General features: G+C 48.5%; 30 protein-coding genes, 1 pseudogene and 1 riboswitch. Of the genes and pseudogenes, 10 read left to right on the top strand and 21 right to left on the bottom strand.

Annotated elements, in window-relative coordinates:
- Positions 1 to 34: 34 nt before the first annotated feature.
- From J7E78_RS01960 to J7E78_RS01940, 5 genes are all read right to left on the bottom strand, one after another.
- On the bottom strand, positions 35 to 364 hold the full coding sequence (locus J7E78_RS01960; protein ID WP_215074679.1) for a DUF952 domain-containing protein: 330 nt from the start codon (positions 362 to 364) through the stop codon (positions 35 to 37).
- 51 nt (positions 365 to 415) lie between these two features.
- A complete protein-coding gene (locus J7E78_RS01955; RefSeq protein WP_215074678.1) occupies positions 416 to 973 on the bottom strand; it encodes a GNAT family N-acetyltransferase in 558 nt (185 codons plus the stop codon).
- A gap of 28 nt (positions 974 to 1,001) precedes the next feature.
- Positions 1,002 to 1,403 carry a ribosomal maturation YjgA family protein gene (locus tag J7E78_RS01950; protein ID WP_215074677.1) on the bottom strand — a complete coding sequence of 134 codons (402 nt, stop codon included), beginning with the start codon at positions 1,401 to 1,403 and terminating at the stop codon, positions 1,002 to 1,004.
- 4 nt (positions 1,404 to 1,407) lie between these two features.
- Positions 1,408 to 1,959 carry a GrpB family protein gene (locus J7E78_RS01945; RefSeq protein ID WP_215074676.1) on the bottom strand — a complete coding sequence of 184 codons (552 nt, stop codon included), beginning with the start codon at positions 1,957 to 1,959 and terminating at the stop codon, positions 1,408 to 1,410.
- Positions 1,960 to 2,303: 344 nt separating this feature from the next.
- A complete protein-coding gene (locus J7E78_RS01940) occupies positions 2,304 to 3,410 on the bottom strand; it encodes an Ig-like domain-containing protein (protein WP_215074675.1) in 1,107 nt (368 codons plus the stop codon).
- Between the two features lie 181 nt (positions 3,411 to 3,591).
- On the opposite strand from J7E78_RS01940, the gene J7E78_RS01935 reads away from it, so the two are divergent.
- Together J7E78_RS01935 and J7E78_RS01930 are read left to right on the top strand one after the other, a co-directional pair.
- The gene (locus J7E78_RS01935) at positions 3,592 to 3,795 is read left to right on the top strand and encodes a hypothetical protein (RefSeq protein WP_076253873.1); all 204 of its coding nucleotides are present in this window, start codon (positions 3,592 to 3,594) and stop codon (positions 3,793 to 3,795) included.
- A 16-nt stretch (positions 3,796 to 3,811) separates the two neighbouring features.
- Positions 3,812 to 4,429 carry a hypothetical protein gene (locus J7E78_RS01930; RefSeq protein ID WP_215074674.1) on the top strand — a complete coding sequence of 206 codons (618 nt, stop codon included), beginning with the start codon at positions 3,812 to 3,814 and terminating at the stop codon, positions 4,427 to 4,429.
- A 64-nt stretch (positions 4,430 to 4,493) separates the two neighbouring features.
- Here the strand turns inward: J7E78_RS01930 and serS are convergent, their stop codons facing one another.
- Positions 4,494 to 5,792 carry a serine--tRNA ligase gene (gene serS, locus J7E78_RS01925; RefSeq protein WP_215074673.1) on the bottom strand — a complete coding sequence of 433 codons (1,299 nt, stop codon included), beginning with the start codon at positions 5,790 to 5,792 and terminating at the stop codon, positions 4,494 to 4,496.
- Positions 5,793 to 6,192: 400 nt separating this feature from the next.
- On the opposite strand from serS, the pseudogene J7E78_RS01920 reads away from it, so the two are divergent.
- Positions 6,193 to 6,408: pseudogene (locus tag J7E78_RS01920) on the top strand (MFS transporter); the annotation flags it as partial.
- Between the two features lie 190 nt (positions 6,409 to 6,598).
- On the opposite strand, the gene J7E78_RS01915 reads toward J7E78_RS01920, so the two are convergent.
- A complete protein-coding gene (locus tag J7E78_RS01915; protein ID WP_251034753.1) occupies positions 6,599 to 6,769 on the bottom strand; it encodes a hypothetical protein in 171 nt (56 codons plus the stop codon).
- 137 nt (positions 6,770 to 6,906) lie between these two features.
- On the opposite strand from J7E78_RS01915, the gene J7E78_RS01910 reads away from it, so the two are divergent.
- The 6 genes from J7E78_RS01910 (at position 6,907) to J7E78_RS01885 (ending at position 12,161) form a co-directional block, all read left to right on the top strand.
- Positions 6,907 to 7,293, top strand: a complete 387-nt coding sequence (locus J7E78_RS01910; RefSeq protein ID WP_215074671.1) for a VOC family protein — start codon at positions 6,907 to 6,909, stop codon at positions 7,291 to 7,293.
- A gap of 161 nt (positions 7,294 to 7,454) precedes the next feature.
- Positions 7,455 to 7,567, top strand: a riboswitch (TPP riboswitch).
- Positions 7,568 to 7,874: 307 nt separating this feature from the next.
- Positions 7,875 to 8,915 (top strand): ABC transporter substrate-binding protein, encoded by a 1,041-nt coding sequence (locus J7E78_RS01905; protein WP_215074670.1) that lies wholly within the window; start codon positions 7,875 to 7,877, stop codon positions 8,913 to 8,915.
- Between the two features lie 225 nt (positions 8,916 to 9,140).
- On the top strand, positions 9,141 to 9,431 hold the full coding sequence (locus J7E78_RS01900) for a thiamine-binding protein (RefSeq protein ID WP_091018435.1): 291 nt from the start codon (positions 9,141 to 9,143) through the stop codon (positions 9,429 to 9,431).
- On the top strand, positions 9,431 to 10,189 hold the full coding sequence (locus tag J7E78_RS01895; RefSeq protein WP_215074669.1) for an ABC transporter permease: 759 nt from the start codon (positions 9,431 to 9,433) through the stop codon (positions 10,187 to 10,189). The genes J7E78_RS01900 and J7E78_RS01895 overlap by 1 nt, the downstream gene beginning before the upstream one ends.
- Before the next feature lie 148 nt (positions 10,190 to 10,337).
- A complete protein-coding gene (locus tag J7E78_RS01890) occupies positions 10,338 to 11,246 on the top strand; it encodes an ABC transporter ATP-binding protein (RefSeq protein ID WP_215074668.1) in 909 nt (302 codons plus the stop codon).
- A gap of 108 nt (positions 11,247 to 11,354) precedes the next feature.
- Entirely contained in the window at positions 11,355 to 12,161 is an 807-nt protein-coding gene (locus J7E78_RS01885; protein ID WP_215074667.1) for a TatD family hydrolase, read from the top strand.
- Here J7E78_RS01885 and nfsA read toward each other — a convergent pair.
- The 8 genes from nfsA to J7E78_RS01845 form a co-directional block, all read right to left on the bottom strand.
- The gene (gene nfsA / locus J7E78_RS01880; RefSeq protein WP_215074666.1) at positions 12,158 to 12,901 is read right to left on the bottom strand and encodes an oxygen-insensitive NADPH nitroreductase; all 744 of its coding nucleotides are present in this window, start codon (positions 12,899 to 12,901) and stop codon (positions 12,158 to 12,160) included. The two genes, J7E78_RS01885 and nfsA, sit on opposite strands and share 4 nt — an antisense overlap.
- Positions 12,894 to 13,493: a TetR family transcriptional regulator gene (locus J7E78_RS01875; protein WP_215074665.1), complete on the bottom strand. Its 600-nt coding sequence runs from the start codon at positions 13,491 to 13,493 to the stop codon at positions 12,894 to 12,896. The genes nfsA and J7E78_RS01875 overlap by 8 nt, the downstream gene beginning before the upstream one ends.
- Positions 13,494 to 13,647: 154 nt before the next feature.
- Positions 13,648 to 14,808 (bottom strand): YhgE/Pip domain-containing protein, encoded by a 1,161-nt coding sequence (locus J7E78_RS01870; RefSeq protein WP_215074664.1) that lies wholly within the window; start codon positions 14,806 to 14,808, stop codon positions 13,648 to 13,650.
- 368 nt (positions 14,809 to 15,176) lie between these two features.
- Entirely contained in the window at positions 15,177 to 17,666 is a 2,490-nt protein-coding gene (locus tag J7E78_RS01865; RefSeq protein WP_397330448.1) for a heavy metal translocating P-type ATPase, read from the bottom strand.
- Between the two features lie 216 nt (positions 17,667 to 17,882).
- Positions 17,883 to 18,083, bottom strand: a complete 201-nt coding sequence (locus tag J7E78_RS01860; RefSeq protein WP_215074663.1) for a copper ion binding protein — start codon at positions 18,081 to 18,083, stop codon at positions 17,883 to 17,885.
- Positions 18,084 to 18,137: 54 nt separating this feature from the next.
- Positions 18,138 to 18,536, bottom strand: coding sequence for a metal-sensitive transcriptional regulator (locus tag J7E78_RS29220; RefSeq protein WP_251034766.1), 399 nt, complete (start codon positions 18,534 to 18,536; stop codon positions 18,138 to 18,140).
- A 120-nt stretch (positions 18,537 to 18,656) separates the two neighbouring features.
- Positions 18,657 to 19,145, bottom strand: a complete 489-nt coding sequence (locus J7E78_RS01850) for a GNAT family N-acetyltransferase (protein ID WP_215074662.1) — start codon at positions 19,143 to 19,145, stop codon at positions 18,657 to 18,659.
- Positions 19,146 to 19,268: 123 nt separating this feature from the next.
- Positions 19,269 to 19,454: a hypothetical protein gene (locus tag J7E78_RS01845; protein ID WP_215074784.1), complete on the bottom strand. Its 186-nt coding sequence runs from the start codon at positions 19,452 to 19,454 to the stop codon at positions 19,269 to 19,271.
- Between the two features lie 163 nt (positions 19,455 to 19,617).
- On the opposite strand from J7E78_RS01845, the gene J7E78_RS01840 reads away from it, so the two are divergent.
- Entirely contained in the window at positions 19,618 to 19,803 is a 186-nt protein-coding gene (locus J7E78_RS01840; protein WP_076329734.1) for a hypothetical protein, read from the top strand.
- Between the two features lie 65 nt (positions 19,804 to 19,868).
- On the opposite strand, the gene J7E78_RS01835 is transcribed toward J7E78_RS01840, so the two are convergent.
- The 6 genes from J7E78_RS01835 to J7E78_RS01810 all read right to left on the bottom strand — a co-directional run bounded on the left by J7E78_RS01835 (position 19,869) and on the right by J7E78_RS01810 (position 25,687).
- Positions 19,869 to 20,480, bottom strand: coding sequence for a hypothetical protein (locus tag J7E78_RS01835; RefSeq protein WP_215074661.1), 612 nt, complete (start codon positions 20,478 to 20,480; stop codon positions 19,869 to 19,871).
- A gap of 257 nt (positions 20,481 to 20,737) precedes the next feature.
- Positions 20,738 to 21,496, bottom strand: coding sequence for a nucleoside phosphorylase (locus J7E78_RS01830; protein ID WP_215074660.1), 759 nt, complete (start codon positions 21,494 to 21,496; stop codon positions 20,738 to 20,740).
- Between the two features lies 1 nt (position 21,497).
- Positions 21,498 to 22,169 carry a sulfite oxidase-like oxidoreductase gene (locus J7E78_RS01825; RefSeq protein ID WP_017691010.1) on the bottom strand — a complete coding sequence of 224 codons (672 nt, stop codon included), beginning with the start codon at positions 22,167 to 22,169 and terminating at the stop codon, positions 21,498 to 21,500.
- Between the two features lie 47 nt (positions 22,170 to 22,216).
- Positions 22,217 to 23,140: an ABC transporter permease gene (locus tag J7E78_RS01820; RefSeq protein ID WP_017691011.1), complete on the bottom strand. Its 924-nt coding sequence runs from the start codon at positions 23,138 to 23,140 to the stop codon at positions 22,217 to 22,219.
- On the bottom strand, positions 23,124 to 24,191 hold the full coding sequence (locus J7E78_RS01815) for an ABC transporter permease (protein WP_062837193.1): 1,068 nt from the start codon (positions 24,189 to 24,191) through the stop codon (positions 23,124 to 23,126). The genes J7E78_RS01820 and J7E78_RS01815 overlap by 17 nt, the downstream gene beginning before the upstream one ends.
- A complete protein-coding gene (locus J7E78_RS01810; RefSeq protein WP_215074659.1) occupies positions 24,188 to 25,687 on the bottom strand; it encodes an ABC transporter ATP-binding protein in 1,500 nt (499 codons plus the stop codon). Before J7E78_RS01810 ends, J7E78_RS01815 begins: the two co-directional genes overlap by 4 nt.
- Positions 25,688 to 25,798 lie beyond the last annotated feature (111 nt).

The following is a 25,798-nucleotide window of genomic DNA, read 5'->3' as shown; positions in this document are numbered from 1 at the left end:
CAGATCACGTCCAAATAGAAGCGTCACATATTATTTATTCAGGAAATGAAAACGTACCGTCTGCATTCGGTTCAAATGGAATGACTTTGCGAACCGCATCCAGATTGAGCTCTCCATAGATATGTGGATATAGTTCATTCAATTCGTAGAGATCCTCATACACCAGTTCTGGCTCTAACGCCTTCTCATCAATACTAAGTAATAATAGATCCGTGCGGCCTGCATAATATTGCCCGGCTACCCATGGGATCTGTTCCTTGGTGGAACAATGAATGAATCCGTCCGTCTCCAGGCTATCTGGTGCATACTCACTCCCCTTTGACACTTGCTCCCACAACGAACGGGAAATAATACTGTAGATCATGATTCCGCCTCCTTCAATTTCTGCGATGTACCCTATGTGGCATTGGAAATATTATAGATCATCCCGGATACGGGAGTACAATTTTTGATCCGTAAATACACCTTTGATCTTCAACTGTTTGCGTAACAAACCTTCGTACGACATACCCAGCTTCTCCATTACGCGTGCAGAGCCTATGTTGCCTGCATTACATTTCCCATCCAGCCGATTGCAGTCCAGTTCCTGAAAGCAATAATCCACGATGGGTTGCATCGCTTCTGCTGCGAGACCCTTTCCCCAGTGACTGCTGGATATCGCGTATCCCAGTTCAGCACTCTGCATGGGTTCGTTGAGATCAAAGATGCCACCTCTTCCGATCAATGTTCCAGTTTCCTTCAGGACAAAAGCCCAGATATAGACCGTTTTCCGTTCATAATTATCCAATACCCGCTGAATATATTGCATTGAATCTTCAACCGTCTCATGGCATTTCCACAAGCTTTGCTGACTCACTCGCGGATCAGAGGCAAACGCATAATATTCTTCGAGATCATCCATCGCAAGGCGTCTCAGTCTTAACCGCTGTGTTTCGAATTCGGGCGATTCGGCAAAGAGTTTTTCTACATTCATTCAGCACACCTCCATGATTCACTTGAGTTCATGATCCAGCCATCTTATTTCTCAGGAAATAACGATCTATCATAGCCATGCACAGAATACCGACCGTATATCGAATCAGATCGATCACCAGAAACCCATGTCCCAGCATAAGAGCACCTAATACGGTAGAGCGTATCTCAATCAGCCCAGGCGTCTGAATCAACTGCGAGAACTCAATCATCCAGCTGAATACACAGCTCAAACACATCGCCCATACCAAGCTGCGATGAGACCACACCATGCGTACTCCGAAATAAATCATGCCCGCCCAACATGCGTCTCCGAAATGTTCATGCACCCAACCCGGCAATCGTTCACCAAAGTGTCTGGATCCTGCCGCCATGGTCATCATGACTGCGAAGAAATAGATCAGCCTTTCTCTGATAAGTACGCTTTTCAATCAATCACACGCCTTCATCCAGCACTTGTAAAATAAATTGCGTTTTGGCAGCGGTATACGATTCCCTATCTTCCTTGTTCTCATCAGCAAGCTTCGTCTTCAGGACGGCGTAGGCTTTCACCAGATCTGGGCGTTTTCTCAGCACATCCCGAAACCGAATTTGACGATCCCAGCGTTCTTCTCCCGGGCGCATCAGATGAAGGTGTACAGCTCTCTTGCCATCCTTGACCCTGACCCAGAATCGTCTGTATTCCCGTCCATCCAGTTCTGGAGGAACGTAGTTCCAGCCCACCGGATTCAACTGGTCCCCAATCAGATCCATATCGTCCCATGACTGTACCTCTGCCATCAGATCAATAATGGGTTTGGCGGGTAACCCTGGAATGGACGTGCTTCCGATATGTTCGAATTGATGGATATTAAACTGCTGTAGAAGACGTTTGAGTTGCCGGATTTCTTCCTGAGCCTGTGCGTCCCAATTGGGGTTGGCCGGAGCAATCTCTACCGTCTCTGTCGCCCAGGCAGGCCAGTTTTCCGGTTGCATTGGATCTTTCATTAACATGCTCCCTCCTTGATCTCGCGATATAAATTGAACTAAAGAATATTTACACTGCACACTCCGATGACAGAACAACCTTCCGATCGCTGTTATCCCCAGATTTTTTTGATTCCTTTTATAAAGGGGAAATCCGGGGATAAAGGCGAACGCTCCGCTTCTTCAGGTCCTTTCTGTCCTCTCCGTTTTGTGTAAATGTTTAGTTCAATTTATATTGATTTCTATATATCCAAAAAAGGAGCGTATGTCTACGCCCCTTGGTTGTCTATTACCTTGATGATTTTAACGTGTCATGTACTGATTTTATCTTTGAATTGATGCAAAGCACTTCATTATATAAATATTTATTTTACCGTCACAGGGATCGTCACTTTTTTGTTTCCCCACTTGGCCGTGATGGACGTTTTACCTTTGCCTACAGCCACGATCTTGCCATTGGTTACTGTCGCTACGCTCGGCTTTGTGCTGCTCCACACCGCACTGTTGGTCACAACAGTCGTTTTGCCCGTATCATACTGGGCCATCACACTCAGCGTTGTACTTCCCTGTGGAGACAAGACCAGTTTTTTCTGGCCTGTAATCAGCTTTTTGAGCAAAGGTACAACGGTCACCTCTGCCTTTATTGTCTGATTTTGATAAGTTCCTGTCAAGGTCGCTTGTCCTTCTGACAGTGTCTTGACGGCTCCATTTTTCACGATAGCTACATTTGTATTGGAAGAGGTCCATATCACTTGTTTCGAAAGGTTGATCGTTTTACCGTTTGCGTAGGTGCCGATGACCTTCAACGCCTTGGACTTCTTGATGTTCAACTGCATTGAGGCAGGTGTAACCTCGACTTTGGTAATCTCGTCCGTTACTGCAACGGGGACTTTCACAATCGTTGTTCCGTACTTGCCTTGCAGCAATACTCTGCCAGGCGTAACGCCTTTGATTTTACCGTTTTCCAGCACAGCCGAAGAAGTGGATACGGACCACACAATCTCAGACGTCACATCCTCTTCCTTACCATTCGCACGTATAATGCTTACTTTGGGAAGAGTACTTTCGCTACCTTTAACAAAACTATAGGATTTCGGTGAAGCTTTGATGCTTTTGATCTTCTCCTGCACCTGGACAACCAACTGGGCTTTTGCCCCGTCTACCTTTGCATAAATGGTTGCTTCGCCAGCGGCTACAGCCTTGACTTTGCCTTTCACCATCGTCGCAACCGCTGCATTACTGGTGGACCATGTCACACCTGCAGTAACATCCTGCTTGTTATCAAAACCTTCTACCGTTGCCATAACCTGAAGGGTAGCCGTCTCGGATACACTCATCTTCTGCGGGCTGCTATTCGTGATTTCAATCGATGTCACATCACCTGTAGCCGCCAAGGCCAACGAAGGAACCAGTATTGTTATTGCCATAATTAGAGCAAGCATGCCTCGAAGCGCCAGTTTGATTCTATTCATTTCAATTTCCATCTCCCATAATCCAATATTTTACTTCTATTATATTATATCGGATACGAATTGCATAAAGTTGAATGTCGTAAGTGAGAGTCTTGGAACAATTTCATAATTTTCATTGTATAATATGGGAAGGTCGCGTAATACTGTTTTAATAAACCTAAAAAATGGGGTGGGATATTGTATGATCGAAAAGAATTTGCTTGATATGGTTTCACCTAAAAATAACCGTAAACGTATGAAAGCTATCGTCACTTCGACATCCACCAAAATTCGTCCTGAAGACGAAATGGTTCTATTGATGAAAACAGCCCGCAATCGTTTCAAAAAAGCCCTTGAATCTGGACAAATTGAAATCATTAACGAGCGTGAATGGAAGCTGCGTTAAAGAATATAGGTGAACCATGGAACGTATTCAAACACCAGAAATGCAGGAAAGAATTAAATGGGCTAAACGAAAATTGAAGGAACTTGCAGCAGATGTGACTAAAAGTGATTTAAAAGAGTTCTATGTGATGGGTATTATTACTCCTATTCTTGATGAATTAGATGCAGATCCAGCCATTATTGTTGGAGGACATGCTGTTGAACTATACACTTCTGGAAGTTACAAGACCGCTGATGTTGATCTGGTCATGATCAGAGATGATTTGGCCCGAAGTTTATTTGATCATCTGGGTTTCGTTCACGAAGGAAGACATTATTATGTCTCCGAAATGGACATCCCTATCGAAATACCTTCTGATACACTGGAAGGTTCAAAAGACAAGATTATCAAATTATTAACACCTGAAGGCTACTGTTACGTAATTGGAATAGACGACCTTATTTTGGATCGATTGAGAGCCTCCGAGTACTGGACAGATGCCCGAAGCTTGGAGTGGGCACGATACCTGATTTACAGTCAATTTGATACGATTGATTTAACATACATGAGAAAAGTTGCAGCCGAAGAAGATCCCAAATTGGCAGCTCGACTTGAACAAGAGTACCAGTGGGTAACAGATCATATGTTTAATTAGAAGGAACCCCGGTCAAGGGGTTCCTTTGCTGATTCTTCACTTCCTAAAGCGTTACCTATCTTCTCTACTTCACTGCATCCTGCTCTGGCAAAATCAAGCTCTCGGCACCGCCCATATAGGGCCGCAGGGCTGCCGGAATGCGAATGCTTCCATCCTCCTGCTGATGGTTCTCAAGTAACGGAATCAGGATACGCGGCGATGCCACCGCCGTATTATTCAGCGTGTGACAATAGGCCAACTTGCCTTCGGCATCCAGGCAACGAATATTCGAACGTCGAGCCTGAAAATCATGCAGATTCGACGACGAATGAGTTTCTCCATATGCACCGCGGCTTGGCATCCAGGTCTCGATGTCATACTGTTTGTACGTTTTCTGCGACATATCTCCGGTACATACAGCGACAACACGATACGGCAGTTCCAGTAATTGCAGCAATTCCTCCGCGTGTCCCGTAATCTCTTGCAACATGCGCTCCGATTCTTCCGCATCAGGGGCACAGAGAATGACCTGCTCGACTTTGGCAAACTGATGCACACGGTATAATCCGCGTACATCACGTCCGCCGGAGCCCACCTCACTGCGGAAACACGTCGATACCGTAGCCAGCTTCACCGGCTCTTCCACATCGACGATCTCATCTGCATAATATGAAACCAGTGGCACTTCAGAAGTCCCCACCAGCCACTTGTTCTCCCCTTCGAGTTCATAGACCTGATCTCGACCGGTTGGGAAGAAACCAGTGTTCAACAGTGCATCCTCCCGGACCATCAGAGGGACTTCCATCGGTGTAAACCCGTGCTTCAGCAGCAAATCAAGCGCAAGTTGCTGTACAGCCCGATGCAACAACAGGCCTGCTCCCTTCAATACATAGCTTCGTGTCCCGCCAATCTTCACCCCGCGCGTAATGTCGATCAGATCGTGCAGTTCCCCAAGTTCCACGTGATCTTTGGTGTCATACTCAAACGTTGGCACCTCTCCCACACGTCTCAGCTCCACATTATCCGCATCCGACGAGCCATGGGGGGTATCCAAGGATACGATATTGGGCACCAGCCATTGCAGCTTGGTTACTTCCTCCTGCACAGGGGCAAGCCTAGCTTCCACATGTTCCAACTGTTCATTAAGCTGCTTCACCTGAGCCCGCAAACCCTCGGCCTGTTCCCGATTCCCGGCTTGCATGAGCCTGCCAATATCCGCGGATAACGTATTGCGCAATCTGCGACCTTCTTCTGATTCCTGCAAAAGCGCTCTGCGTTCTTCATCCCGCTCCAGCAATGTACGAATACTAATCTTGATTTTTTTCCCGTCTGCTGCCGCCTGAACCTCTTCTGCATGTGCCCGAATCCACTTCATGTCCAACATGGTCACCGTCTCCTTTGGCTGTAAAAATACAAAGAGCGCCCTCATCCCTTGGGACGAGGAGCGCTCTGCTCGCGGTGCCACCCAACTTGCTGAATCAGGATATCCTGCTTCCAGCCTCTTGGTCCGCGATAACGGGCGGTTCCGGTTAACTTGGGGAAATATCGCTCCCCTGGCGAAAACGCCTCCGAGTTGGATGCTCTTCAACGGCATGGTCCGATCTGTAATTGTTGTGTCTCAGTATATACGAACCTTCGTCAGAATTGCAACACTCGTGTGCACAACTTGACATGTGCTGTTATGATAGATTCTTGTCTGCGCAATTTCATCTGCGTAGGGGTACTCAATGCATATACATTGCATATACATGACACATTGCTTATATAAGTAGAAGGAGTTCTTTATGAAAAAGTTACTTTGGATCGGATGTCTGTCCTATTTCCTCATTGGACTTGCCCACGTTGTGCTCGGTTCCATTCTACCGGTTGCACTTGAACATTACGGCAAAGATTATAGCCAGGGCGGGACGCTGATCTTCGCTCAATTTGCCGGATTCCTGGGTGGTGTATCGTTATCTCCATGGCTGAACAGACGCTTCGGTAAAAGGGGAGGCCTGATCACGTATCAATGGCAGAACAAACATGCGGTGGATTCTGCGACTTAACAGTTTTGCATTCATCCATACTTGATTGTTAGAATGGCCTATTTAATAAATGAAAATGTCTACCGTTATGACTTGGCAACGGACATTTTTTTATAGCACTATTCTTTTGCAAGATTGCCCAGGAAATACTTTGGATCTAGTTGAATCAGACACTTTTATTAACGAAAGGCAGGACTACATCTTTGCCCTTGATGAATTTACCGAATACATATCGTACGAGTGGCCCCAGAATAATTAACTGATAGAGGAGCGCCAGTATTTCAAGCAGGGACATCTTACCGAGTAATCCACTGTGCCATAGATTGAAGAACATCATGACTACGACATTCCTGTACATATAAGTGAACATTTATGATTTTTCCAAAGTAAAATCCGATTTGACAACCCCGTAGTACAGCCCTATGATATCCAGTAAAATGGTAGTAAAATTCACTATATAAGGGGATTTTGACGATGAGTTTTCAAAAGCGCATTGACCACGTCGGCATTGCCGTTCGTGATCTGGATACCACACTCCGTTTCTATACGGAAGTTGTTGGATTGGAACTGAAGGACCGGGTAACGCATACCAACGGCGTCATTCAGCTTGCCTTCCTCGGCTTCAATGGAAGTAACGAGACAGAGATTGAGTTAATTCAAGGGTACAGCGACAAACTACCTGCGGAAGGAACCGTGCACCATTTTGCCATCCGCGTAGATGACCTTGAAGCAGAATACCAACGCATTCAAGGCACAGAAGCCGAATTTATCGATGGAGAGATTATTACACTGCCTAACGGTTACCGCTATTTCTTCATCTATGGTCCGGAGAAAGAATGGATCGAATTTTTCCAACGTTAAGTACATCAGCTGGTGTGTGGACCATTAGGACGGTTAAATAATGACCTGTGTAATTCCTTTGATGGATTGCATGCTCCACTCCGACCGCACTCTATCCAGTTCCTGACTGGACACGTTCCACCCGCTGGCCTATAATTACACCTAGTAATGCCCGTAACTTCATAGTTTCCCAGGGGAGTCGGAATTGGCCGGCTGAGAGTGTATCCCACCAAGATACTAACCCTTAGACCTGATCTGGATCATGCCAGCGTAGGAATCGGAGTATATCGAATTGGCACAGCCCTATGGCTGAACGCCACCTCTCTAACGCCTGCACGCGTCCCGGATTACGGGACGCTTTTTTTGTTATTATCAGAAAGTATAAGCTACGAAGCAGGACCTTCCTGATATGGCAAGAAAACTTCCGCTAAACGCGGTCTGGCTTCTTCGAATGACATCGATGGACGTTTTACTTACGTTTAAAATAACGTCATCCGGATCTCAACTGGTATAAATCTGTCGATTTATGCAAGATGATTGGATATGAAGCCAAGGAGTACCCCGTGCCACTCGGCCGGACATACCGAAGGAGAGAATCACAGATGAAATGGCGTAAAACGATGGGGTTGTTGCTCTTATGTTTGCTTGTGGTGACTGTAGCCGCATGTGGCGGCAAAGAAGCTGCCCCGGCAGGACAGAACGGCAACACCAATACAGAAAGCAGCAACGAAGGTGAAACTGCCGCACTGAAAGATATTAAAGTCGTGCTCGACTGGACACCGAATACGAATCATACGGGCCTGTATGCGGCCGTAGATCAAGGTTTTTACAAGGCTGAAGGCTTGAACGTTGAGATTGTTCAACCAGGTGCCGGGGGTGCAGATACGATGGTTGCCTCCAATGAAGTGCCTTTTGGCGTAAGCTATCAGGAAAGTGTAACTCAAGCCCGCACACAGGGTGTTCCACTTGTCTCCATTGCAGCCGTTATTCAGCATAATACATCCGGGTTCGCTGCTCCGGCGGATCGGAATATTAAGTCACCGAAAGATTTTGAAGGCAAAACCTATGGCGGTTGGGGTTCCCCTGTAGAAGAAGCTGTGATGCAATCCATCATGGAAGGCGAAGGTGCCGATGTATCCAAAGTGAAAAATATTAACATGGGTGACGCCGACTTTTTCACCGCAGTGAAACGGGACATTGACTTCGCGTGGATTTTCTACGCCTGGACAGGTATTGAAGCCGAACTGCGCGGGGAACCGATCGATATGTTATATGTAAAGGATTATTCAGATGCACTGGATTACTACACGCCTGTACTCGTAACGAACGAGCAGACGATCCAAAACGACCCTGAGTTGGTGAAAGCATTCCTGAAGGCCACTTCCGAAGGATATCAGTATGCGATTGATCATCCCGAAGACGCAGCCAACATTCTGATCAAGGCCGTACCGGATCTGGATAAGGAATTGGTGCTGGCAAGCCAGAAGTGGCTTAGTCCCAAGTACACGGATGACGCCCCGCGTTGGGGAGAACAAAAACAGGATGTGTGGCAGAACTACACCGACTGGATGTTTAGCAAAAAACTGCTGGATGAACAGATCGATGTGAGCAAGGCATATACGAACGAGTTCTTACCCCAATAAAATCTAACTGTTAAGTTGACATTTATGTACACAAGAACGAAGAGTGCAGAACCCATCTGAAGAAACAAAGTGTTCGCCTTTATCCCCGGATTTCCCCATTGAAAATGGATTGAAGAAATCTGGGGATAACAGCGATCGGAAGAGGGTACTGCAATCGAAGTGGTAAAGTGTACATTCCCTAGGTTCAGCTTATATAACCCAACCCGAAAGGAAAAGTGATCTCTCATGGCAAGCACACTACTTAGCATTCAAGTTATTCCCAAAACGCCAAATGGCGAGAACTCTTACCCTTACGTAGATCGTGCCATCGAAGTCATTCAGCAATCCGGCCTGAAGTACCAGGTGAACCCGCTCGACACCACGATGGAGGGGGAACTGGAGGAACTGCTGGAGGTTGTCCGCAAGATGCACGAGGTACTCGTGGAAGCTGGCAGCCCAAGCATCATCTCCCAAATCAAGATTGCCCATAGCCCTGCCGGCTTCAGCATGGACACCCTGACGGAGAAATATCGCTAATGCATGCCTATTGGAAAAATGTATGGCCGCCCTTTGTGGCGGTTATTCTCTTTATAGCGATATGGCAGGGGGGCGTTTCCCTGTTCCATATCGAGAAATGGATGCTGCCTGCACCGTCCGACATCGCCCGCGAAGCGGCATCCCAGGCCGAGCGACTTGGCATGCACGCCTCCGCAACCATTCAGTTAACGCTGATCGGATTCGCGGCTGGCACGGCGGTTGGATTGCTGATTGCGATGGTGCTGCATTTGGTCCCTTTTCTCAAGTCGGCCCTGTATCCTTTACTTATTCTTAGTCAAAATATCCCGACCATCGCGCTCGCGCCGCTCCTGCTAATCTGGTTCGGATTCGGGCTGCTGCCCAAGCTGATTACGATCATTCTGGTCTGCTTCTTCCCCGTTGCAGTGGCGGCCATGGACGGCTTGACCCGCACCGATGCGGCCATGATGAACTATATGCGCATGGCTGGTGCCAAACGTCACCAGATCTTCTGGAAGCTGGAGCTCCCCCATGCGCTGCCATCCGTATTCTCCGGTGTCAAAATCGCCGCTACCTATAGCGTGATGGGTGCCATCATCGCCGAATGGATTGGTGCAGACAAGGGCATTGGTTATTATATGATGCTGCAAAAGTCAGCTTACCGCACGGATCGTTTATTCGTGGCAATCATGATTATTGTAGCGCTCAGCTTGCTGCTCTTCCTGCTCATTGCACTGCTGGAGAAGCTGCTCGTGCGCTGGCGTCCACAGAAGCGGTAGTATAAATGTGTGGATATACCAAGCAGCTTCACCTTGTGGCATGATGCCATAGTAGTTGTGAACAACACGTATGCACATCCCACAAGGTGAAGCTGCGACGACGAGTAAATAAGAAGATGTAATCTGTATATTAGGAAGTGATGACCATATGAATCAGCAACAGGAGGAACAAGTCCAGCCTGGACGAGGAGCACGCACAATGGAGCCAAAGCACGGTGAAAAGCTTCACCCGGTTACCCCCGACCAACCTGCCAATCCTGCTTCTGCTCCAGTTCCGTCTGCACTGGACGTCGTTGATGTTCACGCCTCATTCCGCGAACGACGGAGCAGGCTACCGGTTCTGAACGGCCTGTCCCTGACTGTCGAGCAAGGCGAGTTTGTCGCTATCGTTGGGCCATCCGGCTGTGGCAAAAGCACCCTGTTCCATATCATCGGCGGTCTGCTGAAGCCACAGGAAGGCCAAGTGCTGATGAACGGTCAGAATGTAACGGGACAGCGTGGCAAGATTAGTTATATGCCACAACAGCCTGCCCTTTTCCCTTGGCGTACCATTGAAGACAATGTACTGCTTGCTGGTGAAGTAGCCACAAATGCTCCCCCTCGGGCCGAAGCACTTGCGGAGGCTCGAAAATGGTTAAGCAGCGTGGGTCTTGCCGGATTCGAACAGGCATACCCACATATGCTGTCGGGCGGAATGCAGCAGCGTGCTGCATTCCTGCGCGCCCTGCTCAGTCCGCAGGAGCTGATGCTGCTGGACGAACCCTTCAGCGCGCTGGATGCACTGACACGTAGTGACATGCAGCGCTGGCTGCTCGATATCTGGGAACAGAACCGCCGCTCGGTTCTGTTCATCACCCACAATATCGAAGAAGCATTGCTGCTTGCGGATCGGGTCTATGTGTTATCCAACCGACCTGCAACCGTGTTGCACGAGGTACATGTTCCTTTTGATCGCCCAAGACGAGAAGAAAATACAGAAGAATCCGCTTTTCTGGAACGTAAACGACAGATTGCACAGTGGATGAGAGAAGAACAGCAGAAAACCCGCCTATCTTAATAGTGCGGGTCTTTAAAGTTATCATTTTCCTTTAATGGGTGATCTATTACAAGAAATCTCACGCACCATAATTAAAATATATATGAACACACAAGGAGGAATCCCCTCATGCATTCTCAAGCATTCGCACCACTGATTGATGCTCATATTCACTTGGATCAGTATGCCCCTGACGAACAACGCGAGATGCTGTTATCTTTCCCGTCTCAGCAGGTCGAGGCAGTCATTGCCGTGTCCATGAGCCTCGCTTCTGCCCAGGCCAATCTGGAGCTTGCAAAGCAACATCCCCGCACCATCTATCCGGCCTTCGGTTTTCATCCGGAGCAGGAACTGCCGTCCGTTGCAGAAATGGACCTGTTCTTTCAATGGATTGAGAAGCATATGGGACAAGCTACAGCCATAGGAGAAGTCGGCCTTCCCTATTACAATCGTCTGGAGGCTGAGCAGGCAGGGCAGCGCTTTGATCAGAGAGGGTACATCGAGCTACTTGAACGTTTCATCCAGCTTGCCAAAAAGCACAACAAACCGCTTGTCCTTCATGCGATATACGAAGATGCAGATATCGTCTGTGATCTACTGGAGCAATATCAGTTCCAACGCGCCCATTTCCACTGGTTCAAAGGATCTAGCGAAACCGTAAGGCGCATGGCGGATAACGGCTATTTCATCTCCTTCACGCCGGATATTCATTATGAAGAAGAGATTCGTGAACTCGCCCGGCAATATCCAGCAGAACAAGTCATGGCCGAGACCGACGGACCCTGGCCCTTCGAAGGGCCGTTTCAGGGACGATTGACACACCCGGCTATGACCAGACAGGTCATTCAGGCATGGAGTGAGATCACTGGCATGGGAACCGAGCGGGCCGCTCGTCTCTTTTATCAGAACACGAAGCGTTTCTACGGCTTAACTTAACGCTTCAAAAATCCCTTGCCTTCCAGGAACGGTCTCACTTGCAACCGGGTAGGCTCAGTCAGGCGCTTCGCCATTAGTTCGGACCATGGAGTCGTTCGTTCACCATTGGTCCGTTCTTTCATGTACGCTGTCGTTGTCTCATCGTAGCGCTCAACACCTTGCAGGCTCTGCTCAGCATTATAACGATTATGATGCAGAACTGCATCCAGTGGCAGACGTGGCCGAATTCCCGTTTCCTGATCTGCAACACCAATGCACATGCCGTACACCGGATATACCCCTTCCGGTAATCCCAACAGCTCAGCGACTTCCTCAATCCGGGTACGCAGCCCGCCAATATATACGATTCCGAATCCAAGTGACTCTGCTGCAAGAGCGGCATTCTGGGAAGCCAGTGCGGCATCAATTGTAGCTACCATGAAATTCTCTGTTGAATCGGCATACGATTCCTTCTCGGGAAGATGACGTTTCGCAGCATCACTCAGTCGATATAGGTCAGCACACCATACGAGAAACACGGGACATTCGTTGACGTAGGCCTGATTGCCTGCCAATTCAGCAAGCTTGGCTTTCTGCTCTAAGTCAGTCACAGCAATCACGGTATAGGCTTGCACACTACTTGAAGAAGAAGCCATCTGACCCGCCGCTACGATAGCTGCAAGTTGCTCATCACTCACCGGGTCTGGCTTGAATTTGCGTACAGAGCGGTGTTTCATCATCAGTTCAATGGTTTCATTCATGGCTGTTCACTCCCAATCCTCGAAGTACGAACTCTACCGTCTGTGCGGCGAGTTCCTCTGTATTCATATCCTGATAATCAAAGCCAAATCGTGAATTCTTGGCCCGTTTGTGTGCCAAAGCCACACCCATAACCTGAAGCATCGCATAAGATACGGACTCAATCTGGAACAATCCCTGATCTTTTCCTTCTTGCAGGAGATCCCTAACTCGGGTCCAGACGGGGTCCAAGAAACGAAAGACGGTAGCTGTGCGATGTGTGCGCAGGGTAATTTCAAGCTGTACAATATCGCTCATTTCCCGGTCCGTCATCGTATACTTCACAACTTCACCAATAATTCGGCGGATACCTTCGACAGGTGAGGACATGGACTCTTCAGCCAGCGAGTTCATCATATGATCCGGAAAAAAATGCTCAAATAATGCTTCGAACACCTTTTCTTTGCCGCCAAAATGATAAGACACCAACGACACATTGGCACATGCCTCATCACATATTTGACGAACACTGGTCCCGTCATACCCTTGCTGTGCAAAAAGCTTCTTGGCTGCAAGCAATATCCTCATTTTGATATCCAACTCCGGTTCAGTCATTCCGTCCCGCTCCCTCTTGTCCGTTCATCTCATTCGCTCCAGCTCAAGGACTGCAGCCAGCGAATCATCTGTCTATTATATTACACCAAGCACCCCGATGAAAATCATCGGGGTGCTTGTTCTATCTATGAAGCCATTACATGCATCTGTTGTATTAGTTCTGTGCTTGAGCCGGGCTTGGAGCCATAGCTGGCATGCGTTGTTTTTTCAACAATGTCACGACCAATGATAAAGCAACTGCAACCAACAGTACAATCACGATGGAACCTGCAGCGGATTGTACTCCTGGGCCTCCCAACTGCACGCTCAGAATACCCTGAACGGCGTATGTTGCAGGCAGGTACTGCCCAATGCCGCTATAGAAGCTGTTGAGCAATTCACGCGGTACCATTGCGCCGGAAGATACCAGTTGCAGGGACAGTGAGATGATGTTGAACAGACTTCCTGCTGGTCCAAAGCAGATCAGGAAAAACTGGGAGAAGAACATGAACGTACACAGGAAGAGCGCCTGGAACAACCAGAATGCGACGAATCCTTGTTCAATCTGTCCGCCCAACGCCACGATCAGTGATGATCCCAGCAGGGAAACGACCAATGCAGAACCTACGTTAATGACTACTCTCGCGCCAAACAAAGTCAAACGTGAATAGGTAGATGACAACATGCCCATCGCTGTCTGGAGATTCATCCCCATAATCATGGCCCCTACATACGAAGCCAGTACCATCATCATTGGCACCATCTGATTATTCATCCCGTTAACCGGGTTGATGGACGTTGTTGTTCCTTCCACTCGGGTAGTCAGGTTTGTAGCGGCTTCAGCAGCCTGATCCGCGGGCGCACCTGAAGCGGTCAATACCGTCTGTACCCCTTGTGCTGTAGCTTGTTTGTTAATCGTGTTTGTCACACTTTGTGATACACCTTGCATCATGCTTTTAATCGTAACCGGGTTCGCTTCATTAATGGTGTATTTAATCTCAGCGGTGGAGCCAGCCGTTTGAAGCAATTCGTTAAATCCAGCCGGGATATCCAGCACCATGTGTACTTGATGATGATTCAGCTGATCCAACGCTTCAGCCGCACTCAGATTGGATACGGTGTGGAAAGGCAGTGTTCCTGCGAGCGAATCCGCTATTCCTTTGGACATTTCACCGTCCTCGTTCACAATCGCCACCGTCAATTCTTTCGTGCGGTCATTTACTCCAGAATATGCGGTCATCCAGATCACGCTAAAGATCACTTGGAACATAAGTGCTGTTACGATCCCTACAATCACTGGCGGTTTTTTAAACAATGTACGTAAAGCCTGTAACATAAAAGGTGTCCTCCATTACTCAAATCGTTCTAATTTGATTTAAACAGTTGTTTGAATCAAACGATCGTTTAAATTTTATTTGAATATGTCCATATTGTCAACTCATTTTTGAAAAATTCAGAAAACGTAAGCTTTATTCATGAATGCAATTGATCCATTTTCATAAAAGAGCATTATGGTATCCTCTTCCCCTAGAGAAAGAACATCTATATCAGCTATATCAACGATCAGCGATTCAGGATGAAATTTCTTGGCGACTCAAACTGTTTTTCCTCAACAAAAACGCGGTCCGCCGCAGCGAACCGCGCATTTATTTATCCTCACTTTATTACAATGAGACGTTGGACATATCTCCATACAAGGGTCGGTCATTCATTTCTGTTCAGTTTCATACGTTGCAGACGCAGTGCGTTCAGTACAACCGACACGGAGCTGAACGCCATCGCCGCCCCTGCCAGCCATGGAGCCAAGAAGCCAACTGCCGCAATTGGGATACCAATAACATTGTAACCGAGTGCCCAGAACAGGTTTTGTTTGATGTTACCCATCGTGCGCCGGCTCATCTCAATCGCATCTGCAATGCTGTTCAGATCACCACGCATCAAGGTAATATCCGCCGCTTCCATCGCTACATCCGTTCCTGTTCCGATGGCCATCCCAATATCAGCAGTAGCGAGTGCCGGAGCATCATTAATGCCGTCACCTACCATCGCAACTTTCAGGCCACTCTCCTGAAGTTTCTTCACTTCCGCAGCTTTACCTTCGGGCAGAACCTCAGCCAGCACTTTACCGATCCCTGCCTGTTCTGCTACAGCGCGAGCAGTTCGTTCATTGTCTCCCGTAATCATGATGACATCAATCCCCATCGCCTGAAGACGACCGATGGCTTCGCGAGAGGTATCCTTGATGGTGTCAGCCACAGCCACGATCCCTGCCCACTGACCATCCACCGCTACCAGCATCGCTGTACGCCCTTGTTCCTCCAGACGGTTCATCTGCTGAACGGTTTCCTCGGAGACATTCACCTGTTCATCTGCAAGCAAACGCCGCGTGCCGACCAGAATTTCCTGCCCTTTTGCTGAAGCTCGCACGCCGTATCCCGGTATGTTCTCGAACTTCTCTGTTGGGGTGAGCTCCAGACCCTTGGCACGGATACCCGCGACAATCGCCTCTGCCAACGGATGCTCGGAACTCTGTTCGGCGGCTCCCACTCGCTCAAGCAGATCAGATTCCGTCCAATCCGAAGCCGTGATAACATCGGTAAGCACTGGTTTACCTTGGGTTACTGTACCTGTTTTGTCGAGTACCACGGTCTGAATCTGTTGTGCCGACTCCAGATGTTCACCGCCTTTAAACAGAATGCCATATTCAGCCGCACGTCCTGAACCAGCCATGACGGAGGTTGGCGTTGCCAGCCCCAATGCACATGGACAGGCAATGACCAACACAGCAATGGCTTTTTCAAGAGAACCGGCGAAGTCACCCGGACTTGCAAACAGATACCAGATCAAGAATGTCAACGCGGCAATACCGACGACAATCGGTACAAATATGCCTGATATGACGTCTGCAATCCGCTGGATCGGTGCTTTGGAGCCCTGTGCTTGCTCCACCACTTTGATAATCTGGGACAAAGCCGTGTCCGATCCCACCCGGGTCGCACGCAGTCGTAATACTCCATTTTTGTTCAGCGTAGCACCTGTAACGTTATCTCCCGGCTTTTTATCCACGGGAAGGCTCTCTCCGCTTAGCATGGATTCATCTACAGAGGATTGCCCTTCTTCAACGATACCGTCCACAGGTATACTATCGCCCGGCTTCACCAGGATCAGATCACCCACCGCAACATATGCGGCAGGAACCATAACTTCCTGTCCGTCACGGATGACACGGGCTTCACGTGGAGCCAGTTCAATCAGGCTTTTGATCGCCTGTGAAGAGCGACCTTTCGCCACAGCTTCGAACCATTTTCCAAGTAAAATTAACGTAATCAGAATTGCACTTGTCTCATAATAGAGTTCTACCGAAGGCATGGCGGCTGTGCTCGTTCCCATCGCCCCATGATCCATCGTCGCCGTAGAAGGTAAGTAGCCACTGGATAGCGTCAGATACAGACTGTAGAAAAATGCTGCGCTGGTACCTAATGCGACGAGAACGTCCATATTGGCGCTACGGTTACGTAGTGCTTTGTATGCTCCCACATAGAACTGCCACCCAATCACGAACTGTACCGGCGTGGCTAAGATCAGCTGGAACCAAGGGTTCATAAACAATTCAGGGACATAGATTCCGGATGTGAACGAGAAATGTCCCACCATTGCCCACAGCAAAGGAATCGATAACAACGCAGATATCATCCATTTCCACTTTTTGCGTTGCAGCTCACGTTCACGAACAGATGTGGTCTCTTCTTGCGTCAATTGCAGTTCAGCACCGTATCCCATCTGCTTGATCTTGGCGGTAATATCCGAAGGTTTGAGTGCGCCAGCGGCATATTCGATATGCCCTGTTTCCAGCGCCAGATTCACATTCGCCTGAGATACCCCCGGTAGTCGGGAAAGACCTTTTTCAATCCGGGCAGAACAGGCAGCACACGTCATACCTGTGATGTTCAGGTCAACCGATTCTGTCACCGTACCGTAGCCAAGCGCCTCCACTTTATCCCGCAACGCATTCACGTTGGTTGTCTTTGGATCATAAGATACAGTTGCCTGTTCGATGGCAAGGTTCACATTGGCCTGCTGTACCCCTTCCATACGGGACAATCCCTTCTCCACTCGCGTCGAACACGCAGCACAGGTCATGCCCTTGATGTGCAGTGTTGTCTTTAGTCCTGGTGCATCTGCCATAGGTGGCATTGGTGTGCGTTCAGATGATCTATCCATTGGTTTATTCGTTGAGTTATCCATCATGTCAGCTCCTTTCATGTCGATTCAATTTATTGTATGTTGCGTCCTATATACCCCCAAGGGGTATAAATTAGACAGAAAATCAGGCTTAAACCTGACTCGTGGAAAAAGGCCACTAACCTCTTTTTCACCCATGAGCATGTTGGGTTTAAGCCTGTGGTTCCGTTAAACTACATCGTATCCCTGATCTTCAATCGCAGCCTTGATCTGATCTACGTTCACCGTCTGCTCATCATATTCCACAGCTACCGTTCCCGCTGCCAGATCAACCTTGCCACTCGCCCCAGCATTCTTCACAGCCTCTTCAACCGACTTCACACAGTGATTGCAAGACATTCCCGTAACGTTCAACGTAACATTAGACATTGTATATTCCTCCTTGGGGTATATTAAAATGATAACTATATAAGTTGAACTAACTTACTTCATTAACTTCCGCATCGTAACCAACAGTTCATCCACGACTTCATGTTCGCCCGCCTGAATGCGCTCAACGATACAGCTCTTCATATGGCCTTCAAGCAGAAGCTTGCCTACCGAATTAAGAGCAGACTGAGCCGCGGCGATCTGCGTCAGCACATCATCACAGTACGTATCCTTCTCAATTAATCCCTTAATTCCGCGAATCTGACCTTCTACACGGTTCAAGCGAGAAACCAGGTTACCCTTCATCTCCTGTGAGTGGTGACTCTTGCGCACATGCTTACCATCACTGCCCTCGGCATGACAGAATACCGCTTCCTGAACTGTAGCCGAAGCTTCCGTTGAATCTGACACGGAGGATTGCAAAGGTTCCTCGGGATGGCTCTGATGATCCATCATGAACACCCCTTTTCTTTCATTCTTTTCTAAGAGTAACATACCCCATGGGGGTATTCAAGGTTATTTTGATATTTTGTTAAAAATGGATGATTTCTTTATTAAATAGAGCGATGCATCTTACAAGGTATACTCCATCCTGCTGCTGCGAACGACCAGACCCATCTGTTCGTAGAAGGCCTGTGCGTCAGAGTTAAACGTGGAAACAGTTAATTCCAAGCTGTGAGCCTGAAGCTTTCTTCCTAGCTCGATTAATGCCTGTATTAGCTGTTTGCCTGTTCCTTGGCCCCGATGCTTGGTATCGACTACAAGTTCATGGATGTATAACATCTTGCGATCCACCATTAATGAGTTATCTTCAATAATACTCAACTGCGCACTCCCGTAACCCAGAATTAAGCCCGTTTCCGAAGACTCGGCAACATACAGGTAACGCTTGTCCGTTTCCAGCAGTTCGGTGAACTCCTTTTCCTCCATTCTGGTCTCTAACGCTCTGTATAGATCCGGGCGTGCATCAACATGCATCTGGTGCAGCTCATCCATCATCAATGACACGCCAGAGTAGTCCCTCATTTCTGCCTTTCGGATGTTAATCGTACCTGTACTCATCCCCATCACTCTTTCATCTAATGAATTTTACATTATTATACAACCAAAAAGCAGATACCATAAGGGTACCTGCTTCGCTAAATTTATCTTCATTCCATCAAGCCCATAGGATGCTCATGTTGTTTATTTTTTCGAAGAAGCATTTCCTTCATTAAAAGCAACAGGTGATGGCTTCGCTGCCCATTCGTCCGCCTCCGGCTCAATGTCCACTCCGCTTAGAATCTTCTTTTTCTCCATCAAGGAATCCCCGTCTTCATCCAGCTTATTGCGAATTTCTGCCTCATCCTGAGGTTGATTGTTCTGTTTCATCATAGAGTCCTCCCTTTTTTCGTATTCATGTTGATGTTCCTTTATATAACGTGCCCACTTTTTGCATTATCATTCTCTTCGAGGGACAGGCCGTCCCCAAGTTATGTGTTATTTGAGTTAAATGATACAATATGAACATTACTTTTTGAGGAGATTTTATTTCATGGCTACAGATAAAAGAGTCTTTACACTAAGGCTGCGAGAAAAGAATTTTGAGAAAATTAAAGTGATTGCGGACAAAAACAAACGATCTATTGCGATGCAGATTGAGTATCTTATTGAACAACATATTGAAGAATTCGAGAAAGAACAAGGTGTTATTTCCCCAGATACACATAATGACGTATAGATTTTGCGCCCTTAGTACACGCGCATCATCCATACGTCATTTTTCATGTTATATCCTGTTCCCCATTAATCGAAATCAACCTGTTTATCCAAAATGATTTCCTCTACTTTGTATTCCATCTCTGGTATTGAGGGAATCAAGGAGAATCGAACGTTTTCCAGAGAAGAAGGAAGGGCAGGAACCACTCGGAAACTAATTTGCGTCTCCCCTCCTCCTCCACGACTGCCATGTCTCATGGTGATATGTCTCTGTTCGCTGAATATTTCCAGAGCCAAATGTGGAACCATTTGTATATGCTCAGCTTCATTCCCCTTATATTGAATCTCCACATATACGAGGCTTTCGCCTTCATATTGCATCGAATGCGTGATCATATACTCACACGAATCTTTGATCATTTTCTTCATAATCGGCACCACACTCGTCAATTGGAGCGGTTCACTTGGATAGTAGTGTCTTTGCGGCATCGGCTGCACGCTACGGAGAACATATCGGATATCTTCCTCCTTCATATCCAGTAAGCTCACCCATTCATCGATGATATTTTGAGGGGGTTGGTATTGAACAGCTCCGGTTATGCACTTTCTGGCTGCAACCAGTTTCAAAAGTTGCTCATCAATCCGCTGTACTTCATCGTTGTATTCATTAGGAATTTCACGTAATTCACTCCATCCCATAATTAATCACTCTCCTAATCTAATGACATGCCGTGCAGATACAATTCGCTATTGTACCTGCATCCCCTCTTCTTTTTCATTTTATTTAGAAGGCTCCACTTAACCAAAAAATGGAGAAATTAAAAAGGAAAGGACGCCCCCTAGGTCATATTCGTGACCTTGCGGGACGCCCTTTTATATTGTCCACCTCAAATGGACATCATCTACTGTTTTGCTTTGTAACAATGAACACAAACGCATCCTTGCCTTAAACCACTCTAAGCCTGATCCTGGCGAGCAAGCGCGGCTAGTGCGCGTAGCGCTGCATTAATCTCTCGCTCCACCGCTTGTCCAACCGCATCCGTATGCGGATCATACTCGGCAGCCAGATCACTGTCCGCGAATCCATCAATTGCGACAATGGCTCCGGCGCGAGCGCCACGCAAGGTGCTGACGATGTAGAGTGCCGCAATTTCCATCTCGGCCGCGAGTGCTCCAGCCTGCTTATACTTGCGGTGTGGAATCTCTTCCACGCCTGCAAAAAATGCATCCAGCGTTACGGTGATACCCACGCCCACTTTGCCTGCAAATGTTGCATCATCTGCGCGTTCTTGCTCACGAGCAGCTTCAATCAACGCTTGTGTCACCCCAATATCCGCTACCGCTGGGAAACCATCCGGCACCAGTTGGCGAGTCAACCCATCCGTACGAACAGCGGCTGTGCTCACAATCACACTACCTGCCGGATAATCGGCTGTATACGATCCCGCTGTACCTACACGAATCAGAGTTGTTACACCCGCGCGAATCAATTCCTCGAAACACACAGCTGCTCCAGGCGAACCTACACCATGGCTGACCACAGCGATCTGTACCCCTTCATACAATCCAACAAATGTACGATACTCCCGACTGAACGCCAGTTCTCTCGCCTGCTCCAGCTTACGGGAAATCTTCTCCGCACGTGCCGGATCACCACAGACGATGGCGTATGCCGGCATGTCTTCCGAATGAATCTGCAAAATAGGCATCAACATATCAATCAAACTCCTTCTTCGTCCACTCGTCTTCCGGAATCGGCAGATCTTCACCGGAGAAGCGTTGTTCCTTGAACGGATCAGCAAAATGGTGGAAACCATTCACTTCCCAGAATCCATTACGGTCTTCTGTCATAAACTCCAGACCACGTATCCACTTCGCACTCTTCCAGAAGTAGAGTTGGGGTACGACCATACGCAGCGGAAAGCCATGCTTGGGCGTTAGTGGCTCACCGTTATATTTGAATGCAAGCAGTACATCATCATGCATCAATTCTTCGAGCGGTACATTTGTCTCATAATCATGATCTGCATGGATCATGACGTATTTTGCCTCCGGCTTAACCCCCAGAAGCTTCACAAAATCGGAGAAGCGAATACCTTCCCACGGCGTATCGAATTTCGACCAACGGGTAACACAGTGAATATCACTCACCGTGTTCACCTGTGGCATCGCCTGCAACTCAGCTAGGGAGAACACCTTCTCCTCTTCCACTTCGCCGAATACCTTCAGGTCCCACGTGGACAGGTCATATTCCGGCACTTCCCCTTCATGCAGAATCGGGAATTTCTCCGTCAGCATCTGTCCTGGCGGCAGCCGATCTCCGTGATCGTTACCTGTTTTGGGTGCCGGGGTTTTACTTTTTTTCAAACGTTCAGCCTTGTTATGCAAGTGGAATCCCTCCTTCTTTTTCTGCCTCTAACATAGACATTCAGGAATTAACGCGAGCTTCCGCCCGCTTTCAGTGCATCCTGTGCATAGGTACGGTCTTTGAAAAAGAACATCGCGACCAGCGTCACAATATACGGCAGCATCAACGTGAAATGCGTTGGCAAGGAGAAGCCTTGCAGACGAATACTCAATGCTTCCATGAAGCCAAACAGTACACTGGAGCCCATCACACCAAGCGGATTCGCTTGTCCTAACATCGTTGCCACCAGCGCGATAAACCCACGACCAGCAGTCATGCCTTCGGTAAACATCGTCACCTGACCGAGCGACAGCTGTGCGCCAGCCAGGGCACACAAGACACCGCACATCAGAACGGCACCGTACTGGATGCCGCGTACCTTGATCCCGATGCTCTGTGCTGCGATCGGGTTCTCACCGACCGAGCGCAGACGAAAGCCGGATACACTTTTGAACAGATAAAATTGCAATGCAATCACGAGTACAATGCCGAGGTAAACCAGAGGACTATGTCCCGATATTACATCGCCGACCCACGGAATGTCCTTAATCAGCGGAATATCCCACTTGGGAAGTCCCACCATGTCTTTGTCGTAGTATGCACCTTTTACATCAAAAATCGCACGCAGTGCAAAGGTCGTCACCCCCGCAGCCAGGAAGTTCAGCGAGATCCCGACCACGATGGCGTTAGCCTTGAGATTAATACTTATAAAGGCAAACAGCGCCGAGAATAACATCACAATAATAATGGAAAAGAGTACAGCCAGCAGTACATTGCCAAACAGATAATTGCCGACAATTGCGGAGAATGCACCGATCAGCACCAGTCCTTCAAGACCGACGTTGAACAGACCGACACGAGAACATAAAGCCCCACCGAGCGCTGCAAGCAGGATTGGAGTCATAATCCGCAAGGTTGAGCCAAACATGGCTGCATCAAACAGTTGTTGCATTGGACTTTTTCTCCTTTCTCCGCTTCAGGAATGAATAACCGATCTGAGCTGATACAAATAACGTCAATACCGCCTGGATGACACTGCCGACTTCCAGCGGCACATCCGTATTCCGCTCCATCCCCATGGCACCTGTCTGTAACGCAGCCAGCAGAATGGCTGCTACAGCTGTACCAAGGGGGTGCGAGCGGGCAAGCAGCGTGGCCATAATGCCGCTCCATGCATAACTTGCGGATGACAGCGAGCCATCAAGGAAACGGTACTGTGTACCGAGCACTTCCCCCGCACCCGCAAGTCCAGCAAGTCCACCACTGATGACCATGGACAGCATCATCATACGAATGCGTCGAACACCACCGTAGGTTGCAAAGGACGGGTTGCTGCCGAGCATGCGGATCTCGTAACCGGTCACCGTTTTATGTGTGAACCAGTAGATCAGAATAGCCGCTACAATAGCAATAATGAATCCGGCATGCAGTCCCATACCCTGGAACAACTTCGGCAACCAGATACTCTGATCAATCATCGGAGTCTGTGCCATCGCTGCAGATCCTGTGCGGTCCTTGAATGGATAGGAGACCATGTATCCGCCAAAATAAATAGCAATATAGTTAAGTAGTAGAGTTGTGATCAAAAGGTTCATCCCAAAGCGTGCATCCAGCCAACCTGCAAACAGGGACCAGATTCCCCCGGCAACAATACCTGCCACAATCGCAGCAATACACACAAACCAGCCTGGCCCTGGCAGATAGAGCGCGGTGAGCGCAGCACTGAGCCCGCCAAGAATCATCTGGCCTTCGGCTCCCATATTGAAAAATCCGGCACGGAATGCCAATGCTACGCCAAGTCCCGCCAAAATGATTGGCGTGGAACGAGCCAACGTATTCGTGAAGAAGTAGAAGTTCCCGAAGGCCCCTTTCCACATCTCCGCATACGTATCCACCACGTTACCGCCAACGATCAGAATCGCCACAGCCCCTGCAAGCAGACCGATGAATACGGCAAGCAGCGGCTGTACGAGTCCGCGAAGTGTTTCTTTTACCCGATTCATATCCGCTCTTTCCCTCCTGCCATTAACAAGCTGATCTGTTCCTCAGTCGCTTCCTCTGCTTCAAGTTCTCCGGCGATTTCGCCTTCATACATGACAATAATCCGATCAGATAATTGCAAAATCTCCGACAACTCCGATGAAATGAGCAGAATTCCCGCACCTTCACTACGTTTGCGCAGCAATTCGGCATGGATTGTCTCCATCGCTCCGATATCCACACCACGTGTTGGTTCGGCGGCAATCAGAAACGGTGTATCCTGTGCAAATTCACGGGCAGCAATCAGCTTCTGCAAGTTTCCACCGGACAGAAACTGTGCCTTGGTTTCCGCAGAACCCGTCTTGATGCTGAACTGTTGGATCCAGCTCTCTACCATCGTTCTTGCTGCTTTGGCTTTGATGATGCCACGTGACTGCAAGCGATGATGATGTCCCATCAGCCCGTTCTCGCGAACACTTGCATCCTTGGCTGCTCCCCACATGTAACGATCTTCCGGGATATGAGCAAGTCCATGCTCCCGGATGCGCCGTACAGGCCAATTGGTTGTATCCTGCCCGGAGAGCACAACGCGACCACTATCCGCCTTACGCAGTCCGGCAATGACCTGAATCAGTTCCGACTGGCCGTTACCCGAGATACCCGCTATACCAACGACCTCACCTTTTCGAACCTCCATGTGGATGTCCTTGAGCGCCGAACGATCCTTCGCTCCGGACAGATTGATCCCTTCCACCTGAAGCACCGCTTCCGCTGGAACCGATGGCTGCTTGTCCATACGCACAAGTTCACGACCAACCATCAGACGGGATAATTCCTCCACATGTGTATCCTTCGCTTCCAACGTACCTGTCACCTGACCATCCCGAAGCACCGTGATCCGGTCGGCTACATCCATGACTTCTTGCAGCTTATGCGTGATCAGTACAAAGGTTTTGCCCAGTTTGGCGAGTGATTTCATGTTCGCCAGCAGTTCCTTCACTTCCAGCGGTGTCAGTACCGCTGAAGGTTCATCCAATATAATGATGTCTGCGCCCTGATGCAGCACCTTGAGAATTTCAACACGCTGCTGCATGCCAAGTGGACACTCGGACACTTTTTTCCACGGGTCAACCGGCATACCATATTGTCTGCCAAGCTCGTTCACCTGGGCCGCTGCTTTTTTGCGATCAAATGCACCTGCCTTCGCCGGTTCGCGTCCAATCACGATGTTCTCCGCCACCGTAAAGGAAGGGAACAGCATAAAATGCTGGTGCACCATACCGATGCCACTTGCCATCGCCTGGGACGGCGTAGCAAAGCTCACTTCGCGTCCACGGACTTTGATTGTGCCTGACGTAGGCTGTTCCATCCCGTACAGCATACGCATCAAGGTTGTTTTACCGGCCCCGTTCTCACCTACAAGGGCATGAATCTCTCCCTCACGCAAATTAAAACGGATGTCACGGTTAGCGGTGAAGCCGCCGTATCTCTTCGTAATCTGCTCCATCTCCAACAGCATATCTCGCGTTCGCTCCCCTCAGTTCAACTTAAAAAGGTTACACTCGCCACTACGATGACAGAACAACCTTCCGATCGCCGTTATCCCCAGATTTTTTGATTCCCTTTTGAC

It is taken from the genome of Paenibacillus polymyxa, from assembly GCF_018614975.1.
Taxonomy (GTDB): domain Bacteria; phylum Bacillota; class Bacilli; order Paenibacillales; family Paenibacillaceae; genus Paenibacillus; species Paenibacillus polymyxa_E.
Note: the sequence above shows the minus strand (reverse complement) of the source record. Positions and strands in the feature narration are given on the sequence as shown.